The 24688-nt window shown below is 53.9% G+C and carries 28 protein-coding genes; 24 read left to right on the forward strand and 4 right to left on the reverse strand.

The features are described 5' to 3' along the window. Positions 1–20: 20 nt before the first annotated feature. On the forward strand, positions 21–1370 hold the full coding sequence (mtaB, locus tag JCR24_RS01965; protein ID WP_011231979.1) for a tRNA (N(6)-L-threonylcarbamoyladenosine(37)-C(2))-methylthiotransferase MtaB: 1350 nt from the start codon (positions 21–23) through the stop codon (positions 1368–1370). 137 nt (positions 1371–1507) lie between these two features. Continuing rightward, positions 1508–2179 (forward strand): deoxyribose-phosphate aldolase, encoded by a 672-nt coding sequence (gene deoC, locus JCR24_RS01970; RefSeq protein ID WP_047758083.1) that lies wholly within the window; start codon positions 1508–1510, stop codon positions 2177–2179. Here the strand turns inward: deoC and JCR24_RS01975 are convergent. Beyond that, positions 2176–3111 (reverse strand): Na/Pi symporter, encoded by a 936-nt coding sequence (locus tag JCR24_RS01975; protein WP_023634651.1) that lies wholly within the window; start codon positions 3109–3111, stop codon positions 2176–2178. The genes deoC and JCR24_RS01975 overlap by 4 nt on opposite strands. 184 nt (positions 3112–3295) lie before the next feature. On the opposite strand from JCR24_RS01975, the gene rpsU reads away from it, so the two are divergent. The 20 genes from rpsU to JCR24_RS02075 all read left to right on the forward strand — a co-directional run bounded on the left by rpsU (position 3296) and on the right by JCR24_RS02075 (position 19997). Further along, positions 3296–3469 (forward strand): 30S ribosomal protein S21, encoded by a 174-nt coding sequence (gene rpsU / locus JCR24_RS01980; protein ID WP_008879912.1) that lies wholly within the window; start codon positions 3296–3298, stop codon positions 3467–3469. A 29-nt stretch (positions 3470–3498) separates the two neighbouring features. Next, on the forward strand, positions 3499–3945 hold the full coding sequence (locus JCR24_RS01985) for a GatB/YqeY domain-containing protein (RefSeq protein ID WP_011231976.1): 447 nt from the start codon (positions 3499–3501) through the stop codon (positions 3943–3945). A gap of 101 nt (positions 3946–4046) precedes the next feature. Further along, the gene (yqfC, locus tag JCR24_RS01990; protein WP_013144709.1) at positions 4047–4331 is read left to right on the forward strand and encodes a sporulation protein YqfC; all 285 of its coding nucleotides are present in this window, start codon (positions 4047–4049) and stop codon (positions 4329–4331) included. A gap of 15 nt (positions 4332–4346) precedes the next feature. Further along, positions 4347–5534 (forward strand): sporulation protein YqfD, encoded by a 1188-nt coding sequence (gene yqfD / locus JCR24_RS01995; RefSeq protein ID WP_011231974.1) that lies wholly within the window; start codon positions 4347–4349, stop codon positions 5532–5534. A 2-nt stretch (positions 5535–5536) separates the two neighbouring features. Beyond that, positions 5537–6499, forward strand: a complete 963-nt coding sequence (locus JCR24_RS02000; protein ID WP_011231973.1) for a PhoH family protein — start codon at positions 5537–5539, stop codon at positions 6497–6499. A 49-nt stretch (positions 6500–6548) separates the two neighbouring features. Continuing rightward, complete coding sequence (locus JCR24_RS02005; protein ID WP_033025850.1) at positions 6549–8651, forward strand: HD family phosphohydrolase; 2103 nt, start codon at positions 6549–6551, stop codon at positions 8649–8651. After that, positions 8648–9118 carry an rRNA maturation RNase YbeY gene (gene ybeY / locus JCR24_RS02010; RefSeq protein ID WP_011231971.1) on the forward strand — a complete coding sequence of 157 codons (471 nt, stop codon included), beginning with the start codon at positions 8648–8650 and terminating at the stop codon, positions 9116–9118. Before JCR24_RS02005 ends, ybeY begins: the two co-directional genes overlap by 4 nt. After that, positions 9118–9471, forward strand: a complete 354-nt coding sequence (locus JCR24_RS02015; RefSeq protein WP_033025849.1) for a diacylglycerol kinase family protein — start codon at positions 9118–9120, stop codon at positions 9469–9471. Before ybeY ends, JCR24_RS02015 begins: the two co-directional genes overlap by 1 nt. Before the next feature lie 123 nt (positions 9472–9594). Further along, entirely contained in the window at positions 9595–9993 is a 399-nt protein-coding gene (locus JCR24_RS02020; protein WP_021322326.1) for a cytidine deaminase, read from the forward strand. Continuing rightward, entirely contained in the window at positions 9986–10894 is a 909-nt protein-coding gene (gene era, locus JCR24_RS02025) for a GTPase Era (protein WP_011231968.1), read from the forward strand. The genes JCR24_RS02020 and era overlap by 8 nt, the downstream gene beginning before the upstream one ends. A 101-nt stretch (positions 10895–10995) precedes the next feature. Next, on the forward strand, positions 10996–11139 hold the full coding sequence (locus tag JCR24_RS02030; RefSeq protein ID WP_011231967.1) for a YqzL family protein: 144 nt from the start codon (positions 10996–10998) through the stop codon (positions 11137–11139). A gap of 31 nt (positions 11140–11170) precedes the next feature. Beyond that, on the forward strand, positions 11171–11959 hold the full coding sequence (gene recO / locus JCR24_RS02035) for a DNA repair protein RecO (protein WP_011231966.1): 789 nt from the start codon (positions 11171–11173) through the stop codon (positions 11957–11959). 72 nt (positions 11960–12031) lie between these two features. Continuing rightward, a complete protein-coding gene (gene ccpN / locus JCR24_RS02040; RefSeq protein ID WP_272945229.1) occupies positions 12032–12655 on the forward strand; it encodes a transcriptional regulator CcpN in 624 nt (207 codons plus the stop codon). Positions 12656–12677: 22 nt separating this feature from the next. After that, positions 12678–13478, forward strand: coding sequence for a pyruvate, water dikinase regulatory protein (locus JCR24_RS02045; protein ID WP_014196367.1), 801 nt, complete (start codon positions 12678–12680; stop codon positions 13476–13478). A gap of 533 nt (positions 13479–14011) precedes the next feature. Further along, a complete protein-coding gene (dnaG, locus tag JCR24_RS02050; protein ID WP_011231963.1) occupies positions 14012–15808 on the forward strand; it encodes a DNA primase in 1797 nt (598 codons plus the stop codon). A gap of 34 nt (positions 15809–15842) precedes the next feature. After that, positions 15843–16970: an RNA polymerase sigma factor RpoD gene (gene rpoD / locus JCR24_RS02055; protein ID WP_011231962.1), complete on the forward strand. Its 1128-nt coding sequence runs from the start codon at positions 15843–15845 to the stop codon at positions 16968–16970. Positions 16971–17043: 73 nt separating this feature from the next. After that, complete coding sequence (locus JCR24_RS02060) at positions 17044–17559, forward strand: hypothetical protein (protein WP_033025847.1); 516 nt, start codon at positions 17044–17046, stop codon at positions 17557–17559. 108 nt (positions 17560–17667) lie between these two features. After that, positions 17668–18030 (forward strand): cytochrome c550, encoded by a 363-nt coding sequence (gene cccA, locus JCR24_RS02065; protein WP_011231960.1) that lies wholly within the window; start codon positions 17668–17670, stop codon positions 18028–18030. 144 nt (positions 18031–18174) lie between these two features. Further along, positions 18175–18879, forward strand: a complete 705-nt coding sequence (locus tag JCR24_RS02070) for a tRNA (adenine(22)-N(1))-methyltransferase (protein WP_033025845.1) — start codon at positions 18175–18177, stop codon at positions 18877–18879. After that, complete coding sequence (locus tag JCR24_RS02075) at positions 18876–19997, forward strand: Nif3-like dinuclear metal center hexameric protein (protein ID WP_033025843.1); 1122 nt, start codon at positions 18876–18878, stop codon at positions 19995–19997. Before JCR24_RS02070 ends, JCR24_RS02075 begins: the two co-directional genes overlap by 4 nt. A gap of 81 nt (positions 19998–20078) precedes the next feature. Here JCR24_RS02075 and JCR24_RS02080 read toward each other — a convergent pair whose 3' ends face one another. Then, positions 20079–21029: a 4-hydroxy-3-methylbut-2-enyl diphosphate reductase gene (locus JCR24_RS02080; protein ID WP_011231957.1), complete on the reverse strand. Its 951-nt coding sequence runs from the start codon at positions 21027–21029 to the stop codon at positions 20079–20081. Positions 21030–21150: 121 nt separating this feature from the next. Further along, positions 21151–21681, reverse strand: coding sequence for a VrrA/YqfQ family protein (gene vrrA / locus JCR24_RS02085; RefSeq protein WP_011231956.1), 531 nt, complete (start codon positions 21679–21681; stop codon positions 21151–21153). 397 nt (positions 21682–22078) lie between these two features. Here vrrA and JCR24_RS02090 point away from each other — a divergent pair, with 397 nt between their 5' ends. Both JCR24_RS02090 and JCR24_RS02095 read left to right on the forward strand, forming a co-directional pair. Further along, on the forward strand, positions 22079–23389 hold the full coding sequence (locus tag JCR24_RS02090) for a DEAD/DEAH box helicase (RefSeq protein WP_011231955.1): 1311 nt from the start codon (positions 22079–22081) through the stop codon (positions 23387–23389). 41 nt (positions 23390–23430) lie between these two features. After that, entirely contained in the window at positions 23431–24330 is a 900-nt protein-coding gene (locus JCR24_RS02095; RefSeq protein ID WP_014196359.1) for a deoxyribonuclease IV, read from the forward strand. A 20-nt stretch (positions 24331–24350) separates the two neighbouring features. Here the strand turns inward: JCR24_RS02095 and JCR24_RS02100 are convergent, their stop codons facing one another. Continuing rightward, a complete protein-coding gene (locus JCR24_RS02100; protein WP_011231953.1) occupies positions 24351–24611 on the reverse strand; it encodes a DUF2624 domain-containing protein in 261 nt (86 codons plus the stop codon). Positions 24612–24688 lie beyond the last annotated feature (77 nt).

The raw sequence follows: 24688 nt of genomic DNA on the forward strand, positions 1-24688 counted from the left end.
GGCAGAGTGAGGTGAACAAGATGCCGACAGTGGCTTTTCATACACTAGGCTGCAAAGTCAATCATTACGAAACCGAAGCGATTTGGCAGCTGTTTAAAAAAGCCGGCTACGAGCGAAAAGAGTTTGAAAGCCGTGCGGATGTGTATGTGATCAACACGTGCACGGTGACGAACACCGGCGATAAAAAGAGCCGTCAAGTCATCCGTCGTGCGGTGCGCCGCAATCCGGACGCCGTCGTCTGCGTGACCGGCTGCTATGCGCAAACATCGCCGGCTGAGGTCATGGCCATTCCGGGCGTTGATATTGTCATCGGCACGCAAGACCGGCATAAAATTTTGGATTACATCGAGCAATTCCAGCGCGAGCGCCAGCCGATCAACGCTGTTCACAACATTATGAAAACGCGCGTTTTTGAGGAGATGGATGTGCCGGAATTCACTGATCGGACGCGGGCGTCGCTTAAGATCCAAGAAGGGTGCAACAACTTCTGCACGTTTTGCATCATCCCGTGGGCGCGCGGCTTAATGCGCTCGCGCGATCCGCAGGAAATCATTCGCCAGGCGCGCCAGCTCGTCGCCGCCGGCTATAAAGAAATCGTTCTGACCGGCATTCATACAGGCGGCTATGGCACCGATCTGAAAGACTATAACTTTGCGTCCTTGTTGCGCGATTTGGACGAGCAAGTGCCGGGGCTGAAGCGGCTCCGCATTTCGTCGATTGAGGCGAGCCAAATCACCGATGAAGTGATTGATGTGCTGAAGCGGTCGGAGAAAATCGTCCGCCATTTGCACATTCCGCTCCAGTCTGGGTCGAATACGGTGCTCAAGCGGATGCGCCGCAAATATACGGTGGAATTTTACGCGGAGCGGCTCGCCCGGCTGCGCGAAGTGTTTCCAGAGCTGGCGGTGACTTCTGACGTCATCGTCGGCTTCCCAGGCGAGACGGAAGACGAATTTATGGAGACGTACAACTTTATTCGTGAACAACGGTTTTCCGAACTGCATGTCTTTCCTTATTCGAAGCGGACCGGCACGCCGGCGGCGCGCATGCCGAACCAAATCGATGAAGAAACGAAGCATGACCGCGTCCGCCGCTTGATCGCTCTGTCCGACCAATTGGCGAAAGAGTACGCCTCCCGGTTTGAAGGGCAAGTGCTCGAAGTCATTCCGGAAGAGCGCGACAAAGAGCGGCCGGATTTGTACGTCGGCTATACAGACAACTATTTGAAAGTCCGCTTCCCGGCAACCGAGGAAATGGTCGGTGAACTTGTCAAAGTGAAGATTACGAAAGCCGGCTATCCGTACAATGAAGGAGAGTTCGTCCGCGTTGTGCCGGATGAAATGGCCCGTTCGGTCAAATGGAGCTCATAACCCAGCCTAGTTGCTGGGTTTTTTCTGTCTTTTTCCGGAGACAATACGGATGGCTAGTTTTTGTCGAGGGAGCATGGTATGATGGTAGACGTCAGACTTTCCATCTTGACGGAAATGGCAGAAAGGGGTTTCTCCGAATGACGATGAATATCGCGAAAATGATCGATCATACGCTGCTCAAACCGGAAGCGACAGAACAACAAATCGTGCAACTGTGCACGGAAGCAAAGCAATACGGCTTTGCTGCCGTGTGCGTCAACCCAACGTGGGTGAAAACGGCGGCGCGCGAGCTTTCCGGCACGGATGTCCGCGTCTGCACGGTCATCGGCTTTCCACTTGGGGCAACGACGCCGGAAACAAAGGCGTTTGAAACAACGAACGCCATCGAAAACGGCGCTCGCGAAGTCGACATGGTGATCAACATCGGCGCGTTAAAAAGCGGGCAAGACGAGCTTGTCGAGCGCGACATTCGTGCGGTTGTCGAAGCGGCGGCTGGCAGGGCGCTTGTCAAAGTGATCGTTGAAACGGCGCTTTTGACCGATGAGGAAAAAGTGCGCGCCTGCCAGCTCGCAGTGAAAGCCGGCGCTGATTATGTGAAAACGTCGACCGGGTTTTCCGGCGGAGGTGCGACGGTGGAGGATGTGGCGCTGATGCGGAAAACGGTCGGCGACAGAGCAGGCGTCAAAGCATCAGGCGGCGTCCGTGACTGGAAAACCGCTGAGGCGATGATCAACGCCGGCGCGACGCGCATCGGCACAAGCTCTGGGGTGGCGATCGTCACCGGCGGGACGGGCCGCGCTGACTACTAAGCCCGGTTTCGGTCATGCAAAAACAGAATGACCTTTTCGATGGCGCCGACAAATGGAAGAGCAGCCACTGAGCAAATGACGTTGAACAAGACGCTCACATGAGCGAGCTGCACATCAGGCGCTGGGCTGAGCCTGGCGGCAAAACTGGCGAGCGGCTCGGTCCAAAAGGCGAACAAAGCGGCGCCGACGACGTTCAGCCATAGATGGGTGTAGGCGGTCAGCTGGGCCTCTTTGCTGGAGCCGATCGAAGCCAAAAGCCCGGTGATGCACGTACCGATGTTGGCGCCAAGCAACAGAGCAATCGCCGCGGACAGCGTCAACAGCTGTTCGTTTAAAAATCCCATGGCGATACCGATCGTTGCCGCGCTCGAATGAACGAGAGCGGTGAGGACGATGCCGACAAGAAGGCCGACAGCGACGGATCGGTTCGTTTCTTTAAGCCATGCATCAACGAACGGATAGGCGGCAAGCGGTTTAGCGAGGCTGCCAAAGCCGTCCATGGCAAACAGCACAGCGGCGAGGCCGACAGTGGTCATGCCGATGCCGAGAACAAGGCGATGGCGGCCGAAAAAAACAAGCAGCGCGCCGCTGACAAGAAGTGGGATGGCGCCATCGCCGATATCAAGCGTCATCAGCTCGGTCGTGACCGTCGAACCGATGTTGCTGCCTAAAATGATGCCGATCGATTGGCGGAACGACAAGTAGCCGGCGGCGACAAGGCCGACCGTCATCACCATCACCGCTGAGCTGCTTTGCAGGAGAGCGGTCGTCGCCAAACCGGCGGCAAATCCTTGCAGCGGCGTGGCGGTAAAGCGCATGAGCCACCGTTTTAACCGATGGCCGGACAACGTGTAAAGCCCAGCTTTCATCATAAACATGCCAAGAAGAAACAAAGCGGTGTAAATGGCAAACAGCATCAGAAACGACCCCATGGGCGACTCCCCTTTCACCCTATATGTATGGGCCTTGTCCGCGGGTGATGACCGTTTTTTCAGCGCGGGGAAGAGGCGGCCAGCAGGCCGCCGCTGCTTTTTTTTATTGACCTTTTCTGTCAGCATGTATTATAATTGACAAGTACAATATGCAATGGTTGTTGTTCGGAGGGAGGGAAGCAGGATGTCCAAAACGATCGTTCGCAAAAATGAGTCGATCGACGACGCTCTTCGTCGCTTCAAGCGTGCCGTTTCGAAAACGGGCACTTTGCAAGAAGTGAGAAAGCGCGAATTTTATGAAAAGCCAAGCGTCAGACGGAAGAAAAAATCTGAGGCGGCTAGAAAGCGCAAGCACTAAGAGCATGCATTAAAGAGGGTGTATAATCGGTGAGTCTTCTCGATCGTTTGAATGACGATATGAAGCAGGCGATGAAAAACAAGGAGAAAGAAAAACTGTCTGTTCTCCGGATGCTGAAAGCGGCGCTGCAAAACGAAGCGATCAAGCTCGGCAAAAGCCCGCTCTCGGAAGACGAAGAGCTGACGGTTCTTTCTCGCGAACTGAAACAGCGTAAAGACTCCCTCCAAGAATTTGAAAACGCTGGCCGTTCAGATCTTGTCGAAAAAGTGAAAACCGAAATTGAAATTGTTCAATCGTATATGCCAACGCCGCTGACAGAGGACGAGCTGCGCGAATTGATCGAGCAGACGATCAAGGAAGTCGGCGCCTCTTCGAAAGCGGATATGGGAAAAGTGATGGGCGCGATCATGCCGAAAGTGAAAGGAAGAGCGGATGGTTCGCTCGTCAACAAACTTGTCCAACAACAGCTGTCATAAATGCAATGGGCCTTGCCGGCAGGCGGGCCCGTTGTTTTTGAAAAGCGGTGCTAGAACCCCCTTTTGTCTCATACATATGAGATGAAAGGGGGTTCTTTTTGATGGTGAAAAAATGGCGCCAGCAGATGAAGCGGTGGATGGCGGAAAAGCTTGAACTTCCCGCCGACATTATGATGGATCTGCCCCGCATTACGATGGTTGGGCACATACATATTTACATTGAAAACCACCGCGGGCTGCTCGCGTTCAGCGATAAAGAGCTCCGCCTTTTGCTGCGGAACGGACAGCTCGTTGTCCGCGGCGAACAGTTTGTGATTAAAACGATTTTGCCGGAAGAAATTTTGTTGGAAGGAAAAATCAGCCAAGTCGTTTATATAGATGAATAGCGAGGAGGAACGGAGATGAAAAACGAATGGGTCGACACACTCGCCGGCAGCGTGCGGGTCAAAGCGAGAGGGAAAGGGATCGAACGGTTGATCAACGCCTGCGTCCGCCAAGGGATTGCCGTCTGGAACGTGAAAAAGCATAGCGCGGATACCGCGACGTTTTTCATTAAGCTCAGCGACGTGAAACGGCTGCGCCATGTCGCCCGGCAAAGCGAATGCAAACTTTCGTTTGTCGGGAGAACCGGGCTGCCGTTTTTTTGGCGGCAGGCCTGGCGGAACAGCGGGTTTTGGCTCGGCTTGCTCCTTTTTATAGCGATTGTGTTTTTGCTTTCGAACATCGTTTGGAAGATCGAAATCAAAGGGGCGGCTCCAGAGACGGAGCATCAAATCGCCCGCGAGTTAAAGCGAATGGGAGTCGAGCGCGGCGTATTTCAGTTTCTGCTTGATGACCCGGAGACGCTGCAAAAAAAGCTGACGGAACGCGTTCCGGACATCACGTGGGTCGGCGTTGAGTGGAAAGGGACGTCGCTTCACTTCCGCGTCGTTGAAAAAGAGATTCCGGAGCCGAAAAAACCGATTCCGCCGCGTCATCTCGTGGCAAAAAAAGAGGCGGTCATCGCTGATTTGTTCGTTGAAGAGGGACAACCGCTCGTTTCCGTCAACGACTATGTGCAAAAAGGCCAGCTGCTTGTTTCTGGCATTATCGGCGCTGAAGGGAGGACGAAGTTTGTGCCGGCGTCAGGGAAAGTGTTTGGCGAAACATGGTACAAGTCTACGGTCGTCCTGCCGCTTGAGACGACGTTTCATGTGTTGACCGGCAAGTTCACCGAACGGCATTATGTCGGAATCGGGCGCCTTTTGATTCCTGTTTGGGGATGGAAGAAGCCGGTGTTTGCCCATACCATCGTTGAGACAGAAAAACGGCCGTTTCGTTTTTGGAAATGGGACTTGCCGCTCTATTACGAGCGCATCACGATCCGCGAGGCGGAAGAAGTGAAGCGGCGCTACACGTGGGAAGAAGCGTTCGCGGAAGCGAAAGAGATCGCCCGCCGCGAGCTGCGGGCGAAATTGCCGGAGGAGGCGGCCATTCGCAGCGAAAAAGTTTTGCATCAGGCGAAAGAGAATGGTAAAGTAAGGGTAGAATTGCATTACGAAGTCATCGAAAATATTGCTGTACCACAACCCATCGTCCAAGGAGATTGAGAATGTCAGAGCAGTTCGTTACGATCAGCCAACATGTGCGAAACCCGCAGGAAGCGGCGGCGCTCTTTGGCGTCCATGACATCCATTTAAAGCGGATCGAGGAAGAGCTCGGCGTGTCGATTGTGACGCGCGGGGAAACGGTCAACGTCTCCGGCACGCCGCAGCAAGTTCAGCTCGTTGATGAATTGCTTCGCCATTTATTGATCGTCATTCGCAAAGGGGCGGCGGTCAGCGAGCGCGACGTTCTTTACGCCATTCAGCTTGCAAAAAAAGGAGCGCTTGACGGCCTTGTTCAACTGTACGACGAGGAGATTACAAAAAACGCCAAAGGAAAGCCGATCCGCGTCAAAACGTTGGGCCAGCGCTATTATGTTGCAGCAATTGAACAGTATGACTTGACGTTCGGCATCGGCCCAGCCGGCACCGGAAAAACGTATTTGGCGGTCGTCATGGCGGTCAAGGCGTTAAAAAACGGCAGCGTCAAGCGCATCATTTTGACTCGTCCGGCCGTTGAGGCTGGAGAAAGCCTCGGCTTTTTGCCAGGCGACTTAAAAGAGAAGGTTGACCCGTATTTGCGCCCGCTGTATGATGCCTTAAACGATGTGTTGGGAGCGGAGTATACGCAGCGGTTGATTGAGCGCGGCACGATTGAAATCGCCCCACTCGCCTATATGCGCGGCCGGACGCTGGAGGATGCGTTCGTCATTCTTGACGAGGCGCAAAATACGACGCCAGCGCAAATGAAAATGTTTTTGACCCGGCTCGGCTTCGGCTCGAAGATGGTCATTACCGGCGATATTTCCCAAGTCGACTTGCCGAAGGGCGTCGAATCGGGGCTTTCGGTCGCCAAGCGCATTTTGGCCTCCATTGGCGGCATCGCCTTTGTGTTTTTGGAACAGTCGGATGTCGTTCGCCATCCGCTCGTCGCGAAAATTATTGACGCCTATGATGAGGCGGGCTTATAGAACGAGAGCGACGGGATCGGTCTTTTCTTGCAAAGCGAGGGGAAAACCGGTGGGAAGGTTTCGTTTTTTTCTTGAGCGGACAAAAACAGTCCGCTTTGTCCGCTTTTGGCTGTTTTTGCTTTTGGCTGTTCTGTTGTTTGCCGCTTTGTATTGGCAAGTGAAGCCGCGCCAGTATGAGCTGCGCCTGTTTGACGTCGCGAAGGAAACGATCCGTTCGCCGGTGACGGTCGAGGACAAAGAGGCGACCGCCAAGCTGAAAGAAGAGGCGGCGGCGAAAGTAGCGGATGTCTATACGTTAAAAAAAGAATATGCCGAAAACCGGGTCGACCTTCTTTCCTCGCTGTTTGCCGCGATTGAAAGCGTGCAGCGCGAGGCGGAGCCGGACCGCCCGCTCGGCGATATGATCGCCAAACTTGAGGAACGGCTGCCGCCGGAATGGCTTGCCTATCTGTCTGCCGCTGAATGGCAACGGCTGCTTGCCGCCTCGCCGGAGGAGCTCAAGACGGCGAAGGAAGCCGCCTTGACCGCGGTGCATGCCGTCATGAGCGAGCGCATTTCCCAAGCGGAACTTGACACGGCGCGGGCGGAAGCGGCCAAAGAGCTTGAATACGCTGCGCTGTCGCCGCCGCTTCGCGAGGCGGTCGCGAAGCTTTGCCGACAGGCGGTCATTCCGAACGTCGTCTACGATCGGGCGGCGACGGAAGAAAAACGGCGGCAGGCGATGGACGAAGTGAAGCCGGTGAAAATTTTGCAAGGGCAAGTGATCGTCGAGGAAGGACAGTTTATCACGAATGATGTTTACCGCCGGCTCGAGCTGGTCGGCTTGCTTGAGAGCGGGCGTCCGTCTTGGACCGCCGCTGGGCTTTTGGTGTTCGTTTTGTTGCTGCTTGCTCCGCTCATTTATTATTTTCGGACGGAAACGACGAATGAAAAGCTGTCGCTTTATACAGCCATTTTTGCGTTGATGATGACGACAATGGCGCTCATTCGCCTTCTGCCATCTAGCGGCGCTGTTTCCATCGGTTACCTTGTGCCGGCGGCGTTCGGGCCGATGCTCGTCCGCATTTTGCTCGGAGAGCGGCTCGCGATGATGACGACCATCATCGGAGCAGTGTGCGGCAGTTTGCTGTTCAATGAGGAAATTGGAACGGCCGGCGCGGTGTCGGTGTCGTTGATTGTTTACTTTCTTGCCGGCGGCTTGGCCGGGACGTTTTGTCTGCCAAAGGAGCTGGCGAAAGCGAACATTTGGCGGGCCGGCGTGTTTGTCGCCGCGGTCAATATCGTTTCGCTTTTTTCGCTGTTGCTGTTAAAAAACGGCCGCTATTCGCCGACGGAAATCGGCTTGTTGGTGCTGATGGCGGCGGCCTCAGGGGTTTTTTCTGCCATTTTGACGATCGGTCTCTTGCCGGTGTTGGAGGCGGCGTTTGGCATTTTGTCGCCGCTTCGGCTCATTGAACTGTCCAATCCGAACCATCCGCTCTTGCGCAAGTTGCTCACTGAAGCGCCGGGGACGTACCATCATAGCATTATGGTCGCCAATTTGGCCGAAGCGGCGTGCGAGGCGATCGGCGCCGACGGCTTGCTGGCGCGCGTCGCCTGCTACTACCATGACATCGGCAAGACGAAGCGGCCGCGCTATTTCATCGAAAATCAAATAGGCGGCAATCCGCATGACCATTTGTCGCCGCAGTTGAGCAAAAATATTATTATCGCCCATGTCGCCGACGGCGTCGCTTTGCTGCGCAAGCACCGGCTGCCGAAGGAGATCATCGACATCGCCGAACAGCACCACGGCACGACGCTGCTGAAGTATTTTTATCATAAGGCGCGCGAGCAAACCGAGTTTGTCTCGGAAGCGGAGTTTCGTTATCCCGGGCCGAAGCCGCAGACGAAAGAAGCGGCGGTCATCAACATCGCCGACAGCGTCGAAGCGGCTGTTCGCTCGCTATCCAACCCGTCGCAGGAAAAAATCGAGAAGATCGTCCGGTCGATCATCGCTGATCGCTTGCAGGACAACCAGCTGAACGAGTGCGACATTACGCTGAAGGAGTTGGAACTCGTCGCCCGTTCGCTTTGCGAGACTTTAAACGGCGTCTTCCATTCGCGCATCGAATACCCAGAAGTACGAAAGGAAAAGGTGAAGCATGCATGACCATTCACATTGATTTTCTAGATGAAACGAACGAGGTGACCGCTGAGCAAATCGAGACGATCGAGCGGCTGCTCGCCGAGGCGGCGGCCCTTGAAAACGTGCCGGACGGGGCGGAGGTGAGCGTCACATTTGTGGACAACGAACGCATCCGCGCGATGAATCGCGACTATCGCGGCAAAGATGCGCCGACCGATGTGCTTTCGTTTGCTCTTGAGGAGGAAGGGGAAGAAGAGGTTCACATCGTCGGCGCTGATATGCCGCCGGTGCTCGGCGATATCGTCATTTCGATTCCGAAGGCAAAAGAGCAGGCGGCAGCCTATGGACATTCGTTCATGCGCGAGCTCGGGTTTTTGGCTGTGCACGGTTTCTTGCACCTGCTTGGTTACGATCATGGGACAGAAGAGGAAGAGCGCGTCATGTTCGCCAAGCAGGAAGACATCTTGGCGAGGTTCGGGTTGACAAGATAATGCGCGGCAAACGAGAGCGAGACCGGTTTGCTTGGGCGTGGGCGGGAATGAAGGCGGCGGTGAAAGAGGAAGCTCATTTGCGCTTCCACTTGGCGGCCGCTGTTGTCGTCTTTGCCGCCGGGTGGGTCGTTGGGCTGTCGCGCTGGGAGTGGATCGTGCTGCTCATGGCGGTCGGCGCGGTCATTGCGCTTGAGCTTGTCAACACGGCTATTGAGCGCGCCGTCGATTTGGCGACGGGTGAGTTTCATCCGTTGGCGAAAGCGGCGAAAGACATCGCTGCCGCGGCGGTGCTCGCGGCGGCCGGATTTGCGGTTGTGATCGGCATTTTGCTGTTTTGGCCGCATCTTCGCTAAACGAATGAGAGAGAAAATTCGAATTTTTCTGTTACATTTTGATTTCAAATGATGAAATGGATGGCGTTTTTTTGTAAAATAAAAGAAAGCAGCGTTTGCTTGCAGGAAAGGAAGAGTCAACTCGTGGAGATTGAGCAGCTCATTGTCGAAGCGAAAAAAGCGCGCGAACTCGCCTACGTGCCGTACTCGAAGTTTCCAGTCGGCGCCGCGCTGTTGACGAAAGGCGGCAGTGTGTACCGCGGCTGCAACATTGAAAACGCCGCCTACAGCGTGTGCAATTGTGCGGAGCGGACCGCGTTGTTTAAGGCATATTCGGAAGGGGAGAAGGAGTTCACTGCTCTTGCGGTCATCGCCGACACTCCCCGCCCGGTGCCGCCGTGCGGCGCATGCCGCCAAGTGATCGCCGAACTTTGCCACGGCGATATGAAAGTCATTTTAGCCAACCTCAAAGGCGATGTGAAAGTCATGACAGTCAGCGAATTGCTGCCAGAAGCTTTTTCAGCGGAGGATTTGCATGCGTAAAGAAGGATACAAATCAGGATTTGTTGCCATTATCGGAAGACCAAACGTAGGAAAGTCGACGTTTTTAAACCGCGTCATCGGGCAAAAAATCGCGATTATGAGCGATAAACCGCAAACGACGCGCAATAAGATTCAAGGCGTGTACACGGACGATGACGCGCAAATCATCTTTATCGACACGCCTGGGGTGCACAAACCGAAGCATAAGCTCGGCGACTTTATGATGAAAGTGGCGCTCAATGCGCTTCGCGAAGTGGATTTGATTTTGTTTATGGTCAATGCCGAGGAAGGATTTGGGCGCGGTGAGGCGTTCATCATCGAACGGCTGAAAGAAGTGGACACCCCGGTGTTTTTAGTCATCAATAAGATCGACCGCGTCCATCCGGATGAATTGCTGCCGCTCATTGACCGATACAAAGATTTGTACCCGTTTGCTGAAATCGTGCCGATTTCGGCGCTTGAAGGGAACAATGTCGACCGCCTGCTTGAGCAAATTAAAGAGCGGCTGCCGGAAGGGCCGCAATATTATCCGCCGGACCAGATTACTGACCATCCGGAGCAGTTTATCATCGCCGAGCTCATTCGCGAGAAAGCGCTTCACTTAACGCGCGAGGAAGTTCCGCACTCGATTGCTGTCGTCGTCGAACGCATCGAGCGGCGAGAAGGGTCGCCAACGGTGTATATTAGCGCGGTGATCGTTGTGGAGCGCGATTCGCAAAAAGGAATCATCATCGGCAAGCAAGGCCGGATGCTGAAGGAAATCGGACAGCGGGCGCGCGCTGACATCGAAGCGCTGCTTGGGTCAAGAGTGTTTTTGGAACTGTGGGTCAAAGTGCAAAAAGACTGGCGCAACCGCCTTTCGCAGCTGCGTGATTTCGGGTTCCGTGAAGACGAGTATTGACGGTTAGAAAATTTTACGCGACATAAACCGTTTTTGCCTGAGCCAACCTATAGGTAAACCACCAATACGCAATGCCTGCAGGCGGAAAGAGGTGTCATTCCATGCTTGAGTTTACGTGGAAGTTGTTTAGCCAAACAGGCAATATCGACACGTACCTCCTATTTAAAGAGTTGGAACGAGAGCAACAGTTTGGCGGTGAAGAGCAAAACGCTGAACAGAAAGAAATCGACCAGCCGATCTCGTAGCATCGTTGTTGGTAGAAGCGGTGGTGATGGGATGTTCGAAACGTGTGAAGCGATCGTCATGCGGACGGTCGATTATGGCGAAACAAATAAAATTGTCACATTGTTTACCCGAGAATGGGGAAAGGTGGCTGCGATGGCAAGGGGAGCGAAAAAGCCAAGCAGCCGCCTTTCTGCTGTTACGCAGCCGCTCTCATATGGCCATTATGTCATCCGCCGCAGCCGCGGCGTCGGCGTTCTTCACCAGGGAGAGCTCATCGACTCGATGCGGGCGCTGCGCGAAGATTTGTTTGCCGCCGCCTATGCGGTGTATATTGTAGAGCTCACCGACAAAAGCACGGAAGAGCAAAAGCGCAATCCGTACTTGTTTGAGCTTCTTTTGCAGACACTACAATATATGAGCGAAGGCCGCGATTTAGAGATTTTGACGTTCATTTACGAAATGAAAATGCTTGCAGTGCTTGGCATTCCGCCGGTGCTGGACCGTTGTGCCCGCTGCGGGGCGACGGAGGGGCGCTTCTCGTTTTCCGTCAAGGAGGCGGGCTTCCTTTGCCATCGCTGCGAGGCGTCCGATCCCCATCGGTTCCCGCTCTCTTCGGCTTCCGTCCGGCTGTTGCGCCTCTTTTTTCATATCGATCTTGCTCGGCTTGGATCCATATCGGTGAAAGAAAGCACAAAGATGGAGCTGGGCGCCGTATTGTCCGCCTATTATGATGAATATGCCGGCCTGTCGCTGAAGACGAAGCGTTTTTTGCAGCAAATCGGTGAACTGAAAGACAAGCTCAGCCCCGACGGAGGGCAAGGAGCATCATTTTCATTGTGAATGGGGCGTGTAGTATAATATAAATGAGAGTGATAGCGTGTGGGACCTTTTTTGGCAAGGTGGTGAACGACGATCGAACTAAATAAACGCCAAGAGCAGATTTTGCAAATTGTGAAAGACTACGGGCCGATCACCGGAGAAAGCATCGCTGAGAAACTGAACTTAACGAGGGCGACGCTGCGGCCGGATTTGGCCATCTTGACGATGGCTGGCTACTTGGAAGCACGGCCGCGCGTCGGCTATTTCTATACGGGAAAAACCGGCAAGCAGCTGTTCGCCGATAAAATGAAAAAGATGAAAGTCGAGGATTACCAATCGATTCCGGTTGTCGTCAATGAGAATGTGAGCGTCTATGATGCGATCGTCACAATGTTTCTAGAGGACGTCGGCACGCTGTTTGTCGTCGATGACGAGTCGTTGCTTGCGGGCGTTTTGTCGCGCAAAGATTTGTTGCGCGCAAGCCTCGGCAAGCAGGAACTGACGGCGATCCCGGTCAATATTATTATGACGCGGATGCCGAACATCGCCGTTTGCTACAAGGACGACCCGCTCATTGACGTGGCTGAACAGCTGATTGAAAAACAGATCGATGCCATGCCGGTCGTGCGCAAAACGGAGAAAGGATATGAAGTGATCGGCCGTATTACGAAAACGAATATAACGAAAGCATTCGTGTCGCTAGCCAAAGAGGACTAAATCCAAACAAAGGAGGAGAAGAATGAACCAGCGCCTTGTTTACGTCGTATCCGATTCCGGCGGGGAAACGGCCGAGCTTGTCGTCAAAGCGGCGGCCAGCCAGTTTCACGCCTCGCCGATTCAAGTGAAACGCGTCCCGTATGTGGAAGATAAAACGACATTGGCTGAAGTCGTCGCTTTAGCGAAAATGAACCGCGCCATTATCGCGTTTACGCTCGTCGTTCCGGAGATGCGGGAATTCTTGCTCGCCGAAGCGGCGCGCGAAGGGGTCGTCGCATACGATATCATCGGTCCGCTCATTGAAAAGATGAGCAATTTGTTCCAGCTGACGCCAAGATATGAGCCGGGTCAAGTGCGCGTACTTGACGAAGATTACTTCAAAAAGATTGAAGCGATCGAATTTGCCGTCAAATACGATGACGGGCGCGACCCGCGCGGCATTTTGCGCGCCGATATCGTGCTCATCGGCGTATCGCGCACATCGAAAACACCGCTGTCGCAATATTTGGCGCATAAGCGGCTGAAAGTGGCGAATGTGCCGATCGTTCCAGAGGTCGAGCCGCCGGAGCAGCTGTTTCGAGTCGGTCCGGGGAAATGCTTCGGCTTGAAAATCAGTCCGGATAAACTGCTTTCGATCCGCCGCGAGCGGCTGAAATCGCTCGGCCTGAACGACCAGGCGATTTACGCCAATATGGATCGAATCAAAGAGGAGCTCGCTTATTTTGATGAAGTCGTGAAAAAAATCGGCTGCGACGTCATCGATGTGACGAACAAGGCGGTCGAAGAGACGGCGAGCATCATTATGAAAAAGTTGAAGCGCTAGCTTCGCCTCATCCGCACGATTTCTTGATTTGGAGTCGTGCGTTTTCTTATGGCATATTGCCGCGATTTATATTATAATAAAAAATTGCGAGAAAAATGACCTATATAGGTTTAGAGCGGCCATGAGACGAGTAAACTATTTATAGCCGCTTGTCAAGAAGAACGAAAAAAAGATTTTCGACAAAGTTGTCAATCATTCGGCAAAAAAGCAGGATTTTTTTGCGATGGTGTAGAATAATAGGGGGTGTAAAGCAACCCTTGCTTTGAGAGCGCGGTCATCTGCTGCATAAGATCATCAAGAAAAAAGTGAAATTTTCTTTTTCTTGCTGAAATATAATATACCGAAGCGCATCTTCGAGATGCACCGCTCTGATGAATCTTTGTCCAGACGGCGGGCTGAGGGGCGGGAAGCGGATGATCAAGCCAGCCGACTTTACGGGCAAGGGGGCGAAACGAACGTTTTGAAAAAATTTGTCGAAATGGAAAGGAAAATCGGCTTGCTGCCGAGAATAAATACGATACGGGGTTGTTCGTATGGGACATCGCATTCCCGAGGAAACGATTGAAGCCATCCGCCGCGGCGTTGACATCGTTGACGTCATTGGCGAATACGTCCAGTTGAAAAAGCAAGGCCGCAACTATTTTGGCTTATGCCCGTTTCATGGAGAAAAGACGCCATCGTTTTCCGTTTCCCCAGAAAAGCAAATTTTCCACTGCTTCGGCTGCGGGGCAGGGGGGAATGCCTTTACGTTTTTAATGGATATCGAAGGCATTCCGTTTGTGGAAGCGGCGAAACGTCTTGCGGCCAAAGCAGGGATCGACTTGTCCGCCTATGAGCTGGACAGCCGCGGGAGTGATGGCAGCCGGGCCGACGAGGCGAAGGCGATGGTCGAAGCACACACGTTGTTGAAACGATTTTACCATCATTTGCTTGTCCATACAAAAGAAGGACAAGCCGCGCTCGATTATTTGCAGGTGCGCGGGTGGACAAAAGAAACGATCGACCGATTTGAAATCGGCTATGCGCCGGATGTCCCTGATGCCGCCGTCAGGTTGCTGGAGAGCCGTTCGTTTCCGTTGGTGTTGATGGAAAAGGCGGGCTTGTTGGTGAAAAAAGAAGACGGGCGATACGTCGACCGCTTCCGGAATCGGATTATGTTTCCGATCCATGATCATCGCGGCGAGACGGTTGGTTTTTCCGGCCGTCTGCTCGGCGACGGGCAACCAAAGTACATGAACAGCCCAGAAACGCCGATTTTCCGCAAAGGCACGCTTTTGTATTTTTTTCACGAGGCGCGCGTGTCAATCCGCAAGCGTCAAGAGGCGCTGCTCGTTGAAGGATTTGCCGATGTCATCTCTGCCGTGCAGGCCGGCGTTGACTATGTGGTGGCAACGATGGGAACGTCGCTGACCGAGGAGCAGGCACGCATTTTGCGCCGCCATGCGGAAACGGTCACGATTTGCTATGACGGCGACAGCGCCGGAACGGAAGCCGCCTGGCGCGCCGCCGAACAATTGAGCGCGTTCGGGTGCCGCGTGAAGGTAGCGTTGCTCCCGGACGGGCTGGATCCAGATGAATATATACGCACTTGCGGCGCCGACCGTTTTGCCGAAGAGATCGCCGCCGCCCGGCCGCTCATGGCGTTTAAAATGGATCGTTTGCGGCGGGGAAAAAATTTGCAGGAAGAAGGCGACCGGCTCCGTTATATCGAGGAAGCGCTCCGAGAAATCAGCAAGCTGTCGAGCCCGGTGGAAAAAGATTATTATATGCGCCAGCTTGCGGATGAGTTTTCGTTGTCGCTCTCCGCGCTTTACGAACAGTTGTCCCGCTCCAAGCCGGAACAGCCAAAGCCGCAGGTGAATGACGGCGGAAAACCGGTCCGGCCGGCATTGACGAAAAAATTGCTTCCGGCCTTTCAAAATGCCGAGCGGTTGCTGCTTGCCCATATGATGCGGAGCCGCGATGTGGCGTTCATCGTTCAGGAGCAGGTCGGCGGCCGATTTAATATCGAAGAGCATCGGGCGTTGGCTGCTTACATTTACGCCTTTTACGAAGAGGGGCATGAAGCCGACCCCAGCGCGCTCATGTCTCGGCTTCCCGGCGAGTTGCGGACGCTGGCGAGCGAGCTGTCGCTTTTGTTGGTCGCAGACGACGTTTCCGATCGGGAGCTTGCCGATTGCATCCGGCATGTGTTGAATCACCCGAAATGGTTAATGCTAAAGGAAAAAGAGCAAGAAAAGACGGAAGCGGAGCGAAGAAAAGACTTTTTGACGGCCGCCCGCATCGCGAAAGAGATGATTGAGATGAAAAAAATGTTATCTTCTTCATAACATGGTGGTATGAGTTTTTAAAGGAGGTAATGAAATGGCTGAAAAACCAGCCCAATCAAAGCAGGCTGAAGCTGCCGGCGAATCGCTTGAACAAGTGAAAGAGCAACTCGCTGAGCTCGGCAAAAAGCGGGGGATCCTCACCTATGAGGAAATCGCTGAGCGGTTGTCTGGCTTTGATTTGGACTCCGACCAGATGGATGAGTATTATGAATACCTCGCTGAGCAGGGCATTGAAGTGATCAGCGAATCCGACCTTGAAGCCGATCCGGACATCGACGACTTGGCCAAAGAGGAAGAATTCGACTTAAATGACTTGTCCGTTCCTCCCGGCGTCAAAATCAATGACCCGGTGCGCATGTACTTGAAGGAGATCGGCCGCGTGCCGCTGTTGTCGGCGGAAGAAGAAATCGAGCTGGCGAAACGGATCGAGCAAGGCGATGAAGAAGCGAAACGCCGGCTGACGGAAGCGAACCTCCGCCTCGTCGTCAGCATCGCCAAACGGTATGTCGGCCGCGGCATGCTCTTTCTTGATTTGATTCAAGAAGGGAACATGGGGCTGATCAAGGCGGTCGAAAAGTTTGACTATCGGAAAGGCTACAAGTTCAGCACGTACGCGACCTGGTGGATCCGCCAAGCCATCACAAGGGCGATCGCCGATCAGGCGCGGACGATCCGCATCCCGGTTCATATGGTCGAAACGATCAATAAACTGATCCGCGTCCAACGGCAATTGCTCCAAGACCTCGGGCGCGAACCAACGCCGGAAGAAATCGCCGAGGAAATGGATTTGACACCGGAAAAAGTGCGGGAAATTTTGAAAATCGCCCAAGAACCGGTGTCGCTCGAGACGCCGATCGGCGAGGAAGATGACTCGCATCTTGGCGATTTCATCGAAGACCAAGACGCGACATCGCCATCCGAGCACGCTGCTTACGAGCTGTTGAAAGAGCAGCTCGAAGATGTGCTTGATACGCTGACGGATCGCGAGGAAAATGTGCTGCGTCTCCGCTTCGGGCTTGACGACGGACGGACGCGGACGCTCGAAGAAGTCGGCAAAGTGTTCGGCGTGACGCGCGAACGCATCCGTCAAATTGAAGCCAAAGCGTTGCGCAAGCTGCGCCATCCAAGCCGCAGCAAACGGCTGAAAGACTTTTTAGAGTGACCGTTTTGTTCGATAGTTTACTTCTTCGGAAGTAAACTATTTTTTCTTTCTTTATGGGAAAGGTGGTCTATCTATGAATCGGCAACGACGGGAAACGATCATCCAAGAAATCGAATATTGGAAACGTTCGCGCCTTCTGCCGGAACATTATTGCGACTATTTGCTCGCGTTGTACACGGAAGGAGACGCCCGTTCGCACGGACGACGGTGGCGCAGCGCGCTCGCCGCTGGTCTCTGTTTATTGCTTCCAGCCGCTGCTCTTGTCATTTATTTTACTGAATTGTCATTCGTTTTGCAAACGCTCCTTTTCGCCCTATTTTTGGCTGCCTGCTTGTTCTTTTGTTGGCGGTGGCGGAACAAGCGAGAGCTCCTTCACTTTCCGCTCATCGGAAGCGCCTGGATTTTGCTTATGGCATCCATTCTTGAGGTTGATCGGTATTTTCCCAGGCAAACGGGTGCGCTAGTAGCTGTCGTGCTCGGAAACTGTGTTCTCTGGTTTGTTGTCGGCCGCCTGCTTCACCTTCGCTACTTTTCGCTCGCCGCTGTCAGCGGGGCGTTGCTTGTAACCGCCGCCATCTGGTGGCGCTGAGGCGTGTTGTTGCCTTTTCGGCAACTTAGGGCTTTTCCTTGTCCATTATTTACAGTAAAATAAAATTGTTTGCAGCGTTCTTCATTATACATAAGGGAGGTAAAAGAGATGAACCGCAATCCGCTCATCCCGTTTTTCATCATCATGGCATTCGGGATTGTGCTGACGTTCGTCTTGTCGTTTAAAGGGCTAGGCGATGCGAAGGAAATGGCCAAAGAGAAAAAAGGCGGCGAAAAAACGGAACAAACGGCCGAATTCAACCCAGAACAGTTTTACCAACAAACGTGTTCTGGCTGTCACGGCCAAAACTATGAAGGCGGCGTCGGTCCATCGTTGAAAGGGGTCGGGCAACGGCTGTCGATGGACCAAATTAAAGACGTCATCCAACACGGGCGCGGCAACATGCCGCCAGGGCTTGTGCCGGCGGATAAAGCCGATGCCATGGCGAAATGGCTCGCCGGTTTAAAATAATGGATGGTGAACATCCCTTTGCTTTTTGGCAAGGGGATGTTTTGTTTAGTACAATAGAGGCGCGCGGTGTTGGAGAGGAAAGGAGGGGAAGGCGAACCGCCTTCGCGCTGCAGGTGGCGGAAGGTTGGTTGCCATTGCGATGCTATGAACGAATTTCGCCTGTCGAAACGGCTGGAAACGGTCGCCTCATTCATTCCAAAAGGGGCGGTGCTTGCTGACATCGGGTCGGATCATGCGTATTTGCCTTGCTATGCCTGCTTGCACGGCTGCGCATCAAAAGCCATTGCCGGCGAGGTGGCGGACGGACCGTTCCGCCTAGCGCAGCAGCAAGTCGAGAAGTCCGGGCTTTCTCATCTCATTTCCGTGCGCAAAGGGGATGGGCTTTCGGTCCTTGCCTCGGGGGAGGCGGACTGCATCACGATCGCCGGCATGGGTGGGGCGCTTATCGCCCGCATTTTGGGCGACGGAAAGGAAAAGCTTGCCGGTGTCAAACGGCTCATTTTGCAACCGAACATCGGTGCGGAACTTGTTCGCCGTTGGCTTCTTGATCATGGGTGGGAGCTCGTGGCTGAGCGCATTTTGAAAGAAGATGGGCAAATTTATGAAGTACTCGTCGCCGAGCCTGGCGCCCCCCGACGGCCTTACCGACATCTTGAGGCGGAGCTGCTCCTTGGACCGTTTTTGCGCCGGGAAAACAGCGAGGTGTTCCGCGAAAAGTGGAAGCGCGAGATTGAAAATTGGAAACGGATCATCGCTGATTTGACGGCCAAAGGGCAAAGTGAAGCGGCTGAGCGGAAAAAGCGTGAACTGGAGAGAAAAGTTCAATTGGTGGAGGAGGCGTTGTTATGAGCCGCGTTCCGTACGGCTATGAAATCATTCAGCTTCTTGAGCAGCTTGCTCCGAAACAGTTGGCGATGGAAGGGGATCGGATCGGTCTGCAAATCGGGACGCTAAACAAGCCGGTCAAAAAAGTGATGATCGCTCTTGATGTGCTCGAAGATGTCGTTGTCGAAGCGATCGATCAGCAAGTGGATTTAATCATCGCCCACCACCCGCCGCTGTACCGCCCGCTGAAGCAATTGCTGACTGATGATGGGCACGGGCGGATGATCGCCGCGTGCATCAAGCATGACATTGCGGTGTACGCCGCCCATACGAATTTGGATGTGGCCGATGGCGGTCTGAACGATTGGCTTGCCGAGGCGCTCGGCTTAAACGATACGGCTGTGCTTGTGCCGACGTATACCGAACCGTTGAAAAAGCTCGTTGTTTATGTGCCGGTGACGCATGCTGAGGTGGTGCGGAAGGCCTTAGGCGATGCCGGCGCCGGGCATATCGGCCGCTACAGCCATTGCACGTTCAACAGCCGCGGCGTCGGCACGTTTTTGCCGCACGAAGGGGCGCGGCCGTTCATCGGCGAGCAAGGGCGGCTCGAGGAAGTTGAGGAAGTGCGCATCGAAACGATCGTGCCGGCCTCTCTTGAACGGGAAGCGATTCAGGCGATGCTGGCTGTTCATCCGTATGAGGAAGTGGCCTATGATATCTATCCGCTTGACAATGAAGGCCGCCGCTTCGGGCTCGGGCGCATTGGCCGGCTGCCGCAGCCGGTGACGCTTGGCGCTTTTGCCGAGCAGGTGAAAACGGCGTTTTCCGTTCCGGCGGTGCGCGTCGTTGGCCGGCTGGATGATCTCGTGCAAACGGTCGCGGTGATTGGCGGGGATGGGAATAAGTTTGTCGCTGCCGCCGCATCGGCCGGGGCGGACGTATACGTGACAGGGGATGTGTATTACCACACCGCCCATGACGCCCAAGCGCTCGGCCTTCACATCATTGATCCGGGACATAATGTAGAAAAAATCATGAAAGAAGGCGTAGCCCGATACTTAATCACTGAGCTCTCGAAACGTCAATGGGAGGCAGAAGTGGTTGCTTCCAGCGTCCATACTGATCCGTTTCAGTTCGTATGAACGGCCAACGAAAAAGGCTGTCCTGGATGAGCGGTTCAACCGTTTGTCCAAGACAGCCTCTCTTTATGGATGAAACAACCGTCACTCTTCTTTCTTTGTTTTCACTTTCGGCAAGATTTTTTGCAGCGGCACTTTCCGTTCCCTCTTCCATGTCGATGGGTCGTTCGGGTCAAACTGCTCCAAAAAGTCGATCACTTCTTTCGTAATCGGCGTCGGGGTGGAAGCGCCGGCGGTGACAGCGACTTTTTTCGCATCTTTAATCCAGTTGATGTCGATTTCCGTCACATCAGCGACGCGATACGCCTTCGTGCCGGCGATCTCTTCCGATACTTGGGCGAGGCGGTTCGAGTTGTTGCTGCGCGGGTCGCCGACGACGATCGTCACATCGGCTTCCTTCGCCTGCTCAGCGACCGCCTCTTGTCGAAGCTGGGTGGCCAGGCAAATTTCTTTATGCATTTCCACGTGCGGGTATTTTTCTTTCACTTTCGCCATGATGTCGGCGACGTCCCATTGGCTCATCGTCGTTTGGTTCGTCACCATGATGCGCTCATTGTGAATGGACAGCCGTTCGACATCATCAATGGTTTCCACAAGATGGATTCTTTCCGGATTGATGCCGACCGCTCCTTCCGGTTCCGGATGTCCTTTTTTGCCGATATAGATGATATCGTAGCCATCGGCGAGCTTTTGTTCGATGAGCCGATGCGTTTTTGTCACATCGGGGCATGTCGCATCAATCGTGACAAGTCCCTTTTCGAGCGCTCGTTTTTTTACTTCCGGTGAGACGCCGTGGGCGGTGAAAATGACGGTGCCCTGGTCGATTTTTTCCAAAATTTCCAAACGATTTTCTCCATCGAGCGTGATGATGCCTTCTTCGGCAAACGCGTCCGTGACGTGCTTATTATGGACGATCATGCCGAGAATGTAAATCGGACGCGGCAAAGATGGGTCCAACGCCGCGTTGCGGGCGATGACCATTGCATCGACCACCCCGTAGCAATACCCGCGCGGGGTAATTTTAATCACTTCCATCATATTCCCTCCCTGCCGCCGGTTGTGCGGCGGTTGTTCACCTTCCATTATATCGGAGCACCGGGGAGAAGACAAAGAATAACCGCCCTAAACAGCGGGTGCGCTAGGGCGGGGAAAGAAACTAGATATACAGTTTCGGCTTGGAAGGCTTCGGGGCGGCCGGTGCTTCTTTTTCTTGCGGCTCTTCGCGCTTTGCCTGCGGAACGGAGCGTTTTTTTGGCGCCTTGGCGGCCGGCTTTTGTTTCGTTTCGTTGGCCGGTGCGCTTTCCGACGTTGTTTCGCCTTCCCCTTCATCGGCCGGTTTCAACTCGCGGAAAATGCGGATCATCGCCGGAAGATTGCGGATGAGCGGTCCATACTGTTGCACCATCGGCATGACGTTTTGTGCGATGCCAAGCATTTTTTGCACGTTGTTTAACATGCCAACCAAGCCGCCGCCCGTGTTGGATGCGGCGGTGTTAGCGGCGTTGGACAGCAACGGCAGCCCCCACGGAGACGATGCAGCAGCCGGCGGCTGCCCGCGCGAAAACAAGCGGGCCAAGAAGCCGCCGGGGCCGCTGGGGCCAAAAGGCGGCGCCGGCATGCGGGCGAACGGGGATGGCGGCCTTCCGGCAAACGGAGAAGGCATCATCGGGGGCCGACTGTATCTCATAGCAGCTTCCTCCTTTCGGTCGTGCGGATGAACGAATGTCCTCCTTTCTACAATATGCGGGCAAGGCGGGAAAGGTTTGTTGCAGGATCGTCTTTAGTTGCGGCAGGGGGCAGCGATTCGCTATAATGATGAAGCGGACGAAGCGGTGCCCATATGCCATTTAAAATGTTCACGTTTACGCTTTTTTATGGAGCCAGCCAGTATTTGATCGACTGTCGGGTGATCGAACCATACCGCTTCCAGACCGATGCATGGATTTGTGAAACGGTTGGTTGTTCCGTCTTCCGTCGCGTCAAAGCTTGCCGCCGACAGTCGGAAAAATAGACGGCACGCTTTTGGGCCAACGAGATGGGAAACCTTCCAGTTGCATTTATTTCATAGAAGGGAGTGGTGCTTGATGACAGAAACGCAGTTCACTCGTTTTTCATTTCAGCCGTTTATCATCGAAGCGATCAAGACGCTTCGTTTTTATAAACCGACGGAAATTCAAGAGCGCATCATTCCGGGGGCGCTGCGCGGCGAAAGCATGGTCGGCCAATCGCAAACCGGAACGGGAAAAACACATGCGTACTTATTGCCGATCATTGAAAAAATCAAGCCGGAACGCGCCGAAGTGCAAGCCGTCATCACGGCGCCGACGCGCGAGTTAGCGACGCAAATTTATCACGAAACGCTGAAAATTACGAAGTTTTGCCCGAAAGATCGGATGATCGTCGCCCGTTGCTTGATCGGCGGGACGGATAAGCAAAAAGCGCTCGAAAAGCTCAACGTGCAGCCGCATATTGTCATCGGCACGCCGGGGCGCATCAACGATTTCATTCGCGAGCAGGCGCTTGATGTGCATACGGCCCACATCCTTGTCGTCGATGAAGCTGACTTGATGCTCGATATGGGCTTTATCACTGATGTCGACCAAATCGCCGCCCGGATGCCGAAAGACTTGCAAATGCTCGTCTTTTCAGCGACGATTCCGGAAAAGCTGAAGCCGTTTTTGAAAAAATATATGGAAAACCCGACCTTTGTCCACGTCGACCCGAAGCGGACGGCGAACCAAAACATCGAACATGTGCTCATCCCGCTGCGTGGACGCGAGAAAACAAAACTGCTCCGTGATGTGCTCCTCAGCTACAACCCGTATTTGGCCATCGTATTTGTCAACACAAGGAAAATGGCTGACGAGGTCGCCGACCGTCTCGCTGAGCAAGGGTTGAAAGTCGGCGTGCTGCACGGCGATTTGACGCCGCGCGAGCGGAGAAAGATGATGAATCTTATCCGCGATTTGGAGTTTCAATATGTCGTCGCGACCGATTTGGCGGCGCGCGGCATCGATATTGAAGGCGTCAGTCATGTCATCAACTACGAGTTGCCTGATGATCTGCAGTTTTATATTCACCGGGCCGGACGGACGGCGCGCGCTGGCTATAGCGGCATTGCGGCGACGATTTACGAGCCGTCTGACCAAGATGCGATTGCCCGGTTGGAAAAAATGGGAATTTCGTTTGTCCACCGTGATCTCGTGCGCGGCGAATGGAAGGAGCTGCCGCCGTGGAACCGGCGGAGCAAGCGGGCGGGCGAAAAGGATGACGAACTGGCGCTGCTTTTCGCCAAACTGAAAAAAACGAAGCAGGTGAAGCCGGGCTACAAAAAAAAGTTGCGCGCGGAGCTGGAGAAGAAGAAAAAGCGGCTTGGCCGCTTCAAAAAATCATAATCGCCGTCCGCCTTTAACGCAAAGAAAAGGGAGAGAAGAACATGTTAAAAATCGGTTCACATGTTTCCATGAGCGGAAAGAAAATGCTGCTGGCCGCCAGCGAGGAAGCGGCCTCCTACGGAGCGAACACGTTTATGATTTACACCGGGGCGCCGCAAAACACAAAGCGCAAGTCGATTGAAGAGCTCAACATCGAAGCCGGGCGCCAGCATATGCAAGCGCACGGCATCGAAGAGATTGTCGTCCACGCCCCGTATATCATCAATATCGGCAATACGACCAATCTCGATACGTTTTCGCTGGGCGTCGACTTTTTGCGCGCGGAAATCGAGCGGACGGAAGCCATTGGAGCCAAACAGCTTGTGCTCCATCCAGGCGCTCACGTCGGCGCAGGGGTGGAAGCCGGACTTCGCCAAATTATTCGTGGACTGAATGAAGTGTTGACGCGCGAACAGAACGTGCAAATCGCCCTAGAAACGATGGCCGGCAAAGGGTCGGAATGCGGGCGGACGTTTGAGGAGCTCGCGTACATTATCGACGGCGTCGCCTATAATGATAAGCTGTCCGTTTGCTTTGATACATGCCATACGCATGACGCCGGCTATGACATCGTCAACGATTTTGACGGCGTCCTTGAGGAGTTTGACCGGATCATCGGTCTCGGGCGGCTGAAAGTACTGCACATCAACGACAGCAAAAACCCGCGCGGCAGCCGGAAAGACCGCCATGAAAACATCGGTTTCGGCCATATCGGGTTTGCTGCGCTCAACTATATCGTCCATCACCCGCAGCTTGAGGATATTCCGAAAATTTTAGAAACCCCATACGTGGGCGAGGACAAACACAACAAAAAACCACCGTACAAGCACGAAATCGCCATGCTGCGGGCGCAGTCGTTCGATGACCAGTTGCTTGAAAAAATCAACGCTGGGGCGGAATGAGAAAAGGGCTATGCGCCCTTTTATTTTTTTTGCACGAATTTCAAAAATAGCTCGTTCGCTTTTCGAGCGATGTCCGGCGAGGTGATTTTCGCTAACTCTCGCACCCATTTTTTCCGCTCCTCGGGGTCAAAGACGTTAATGTCGTTCGTCCGGGCGAGATGAAGAATTTGTTTCGCTTGGCTTGTCGTGATGGGCAAGCCGTACTCTCGGCTGTACGCAACGAGTTCTTCCGGGGTGATCGTTTTTAATTTTTGCTTGACAAGCTGTTGGTAAATGTTCATCGCAGCCGCCTCCTTGCTTCTGTTCCATCATATGACGTGAATGGAAAAGGCGTGTATGGTATAATAGAAAAAACAAA

The organism is Geobacillus sp. YHL, assembly GCF_022341265.1.
Lineage (GTDB): Bacteria > Bacillota > Bacilli > Bacillales > Anoxybacillaceae > Geobacillus > Geobacillus thermoleovorans.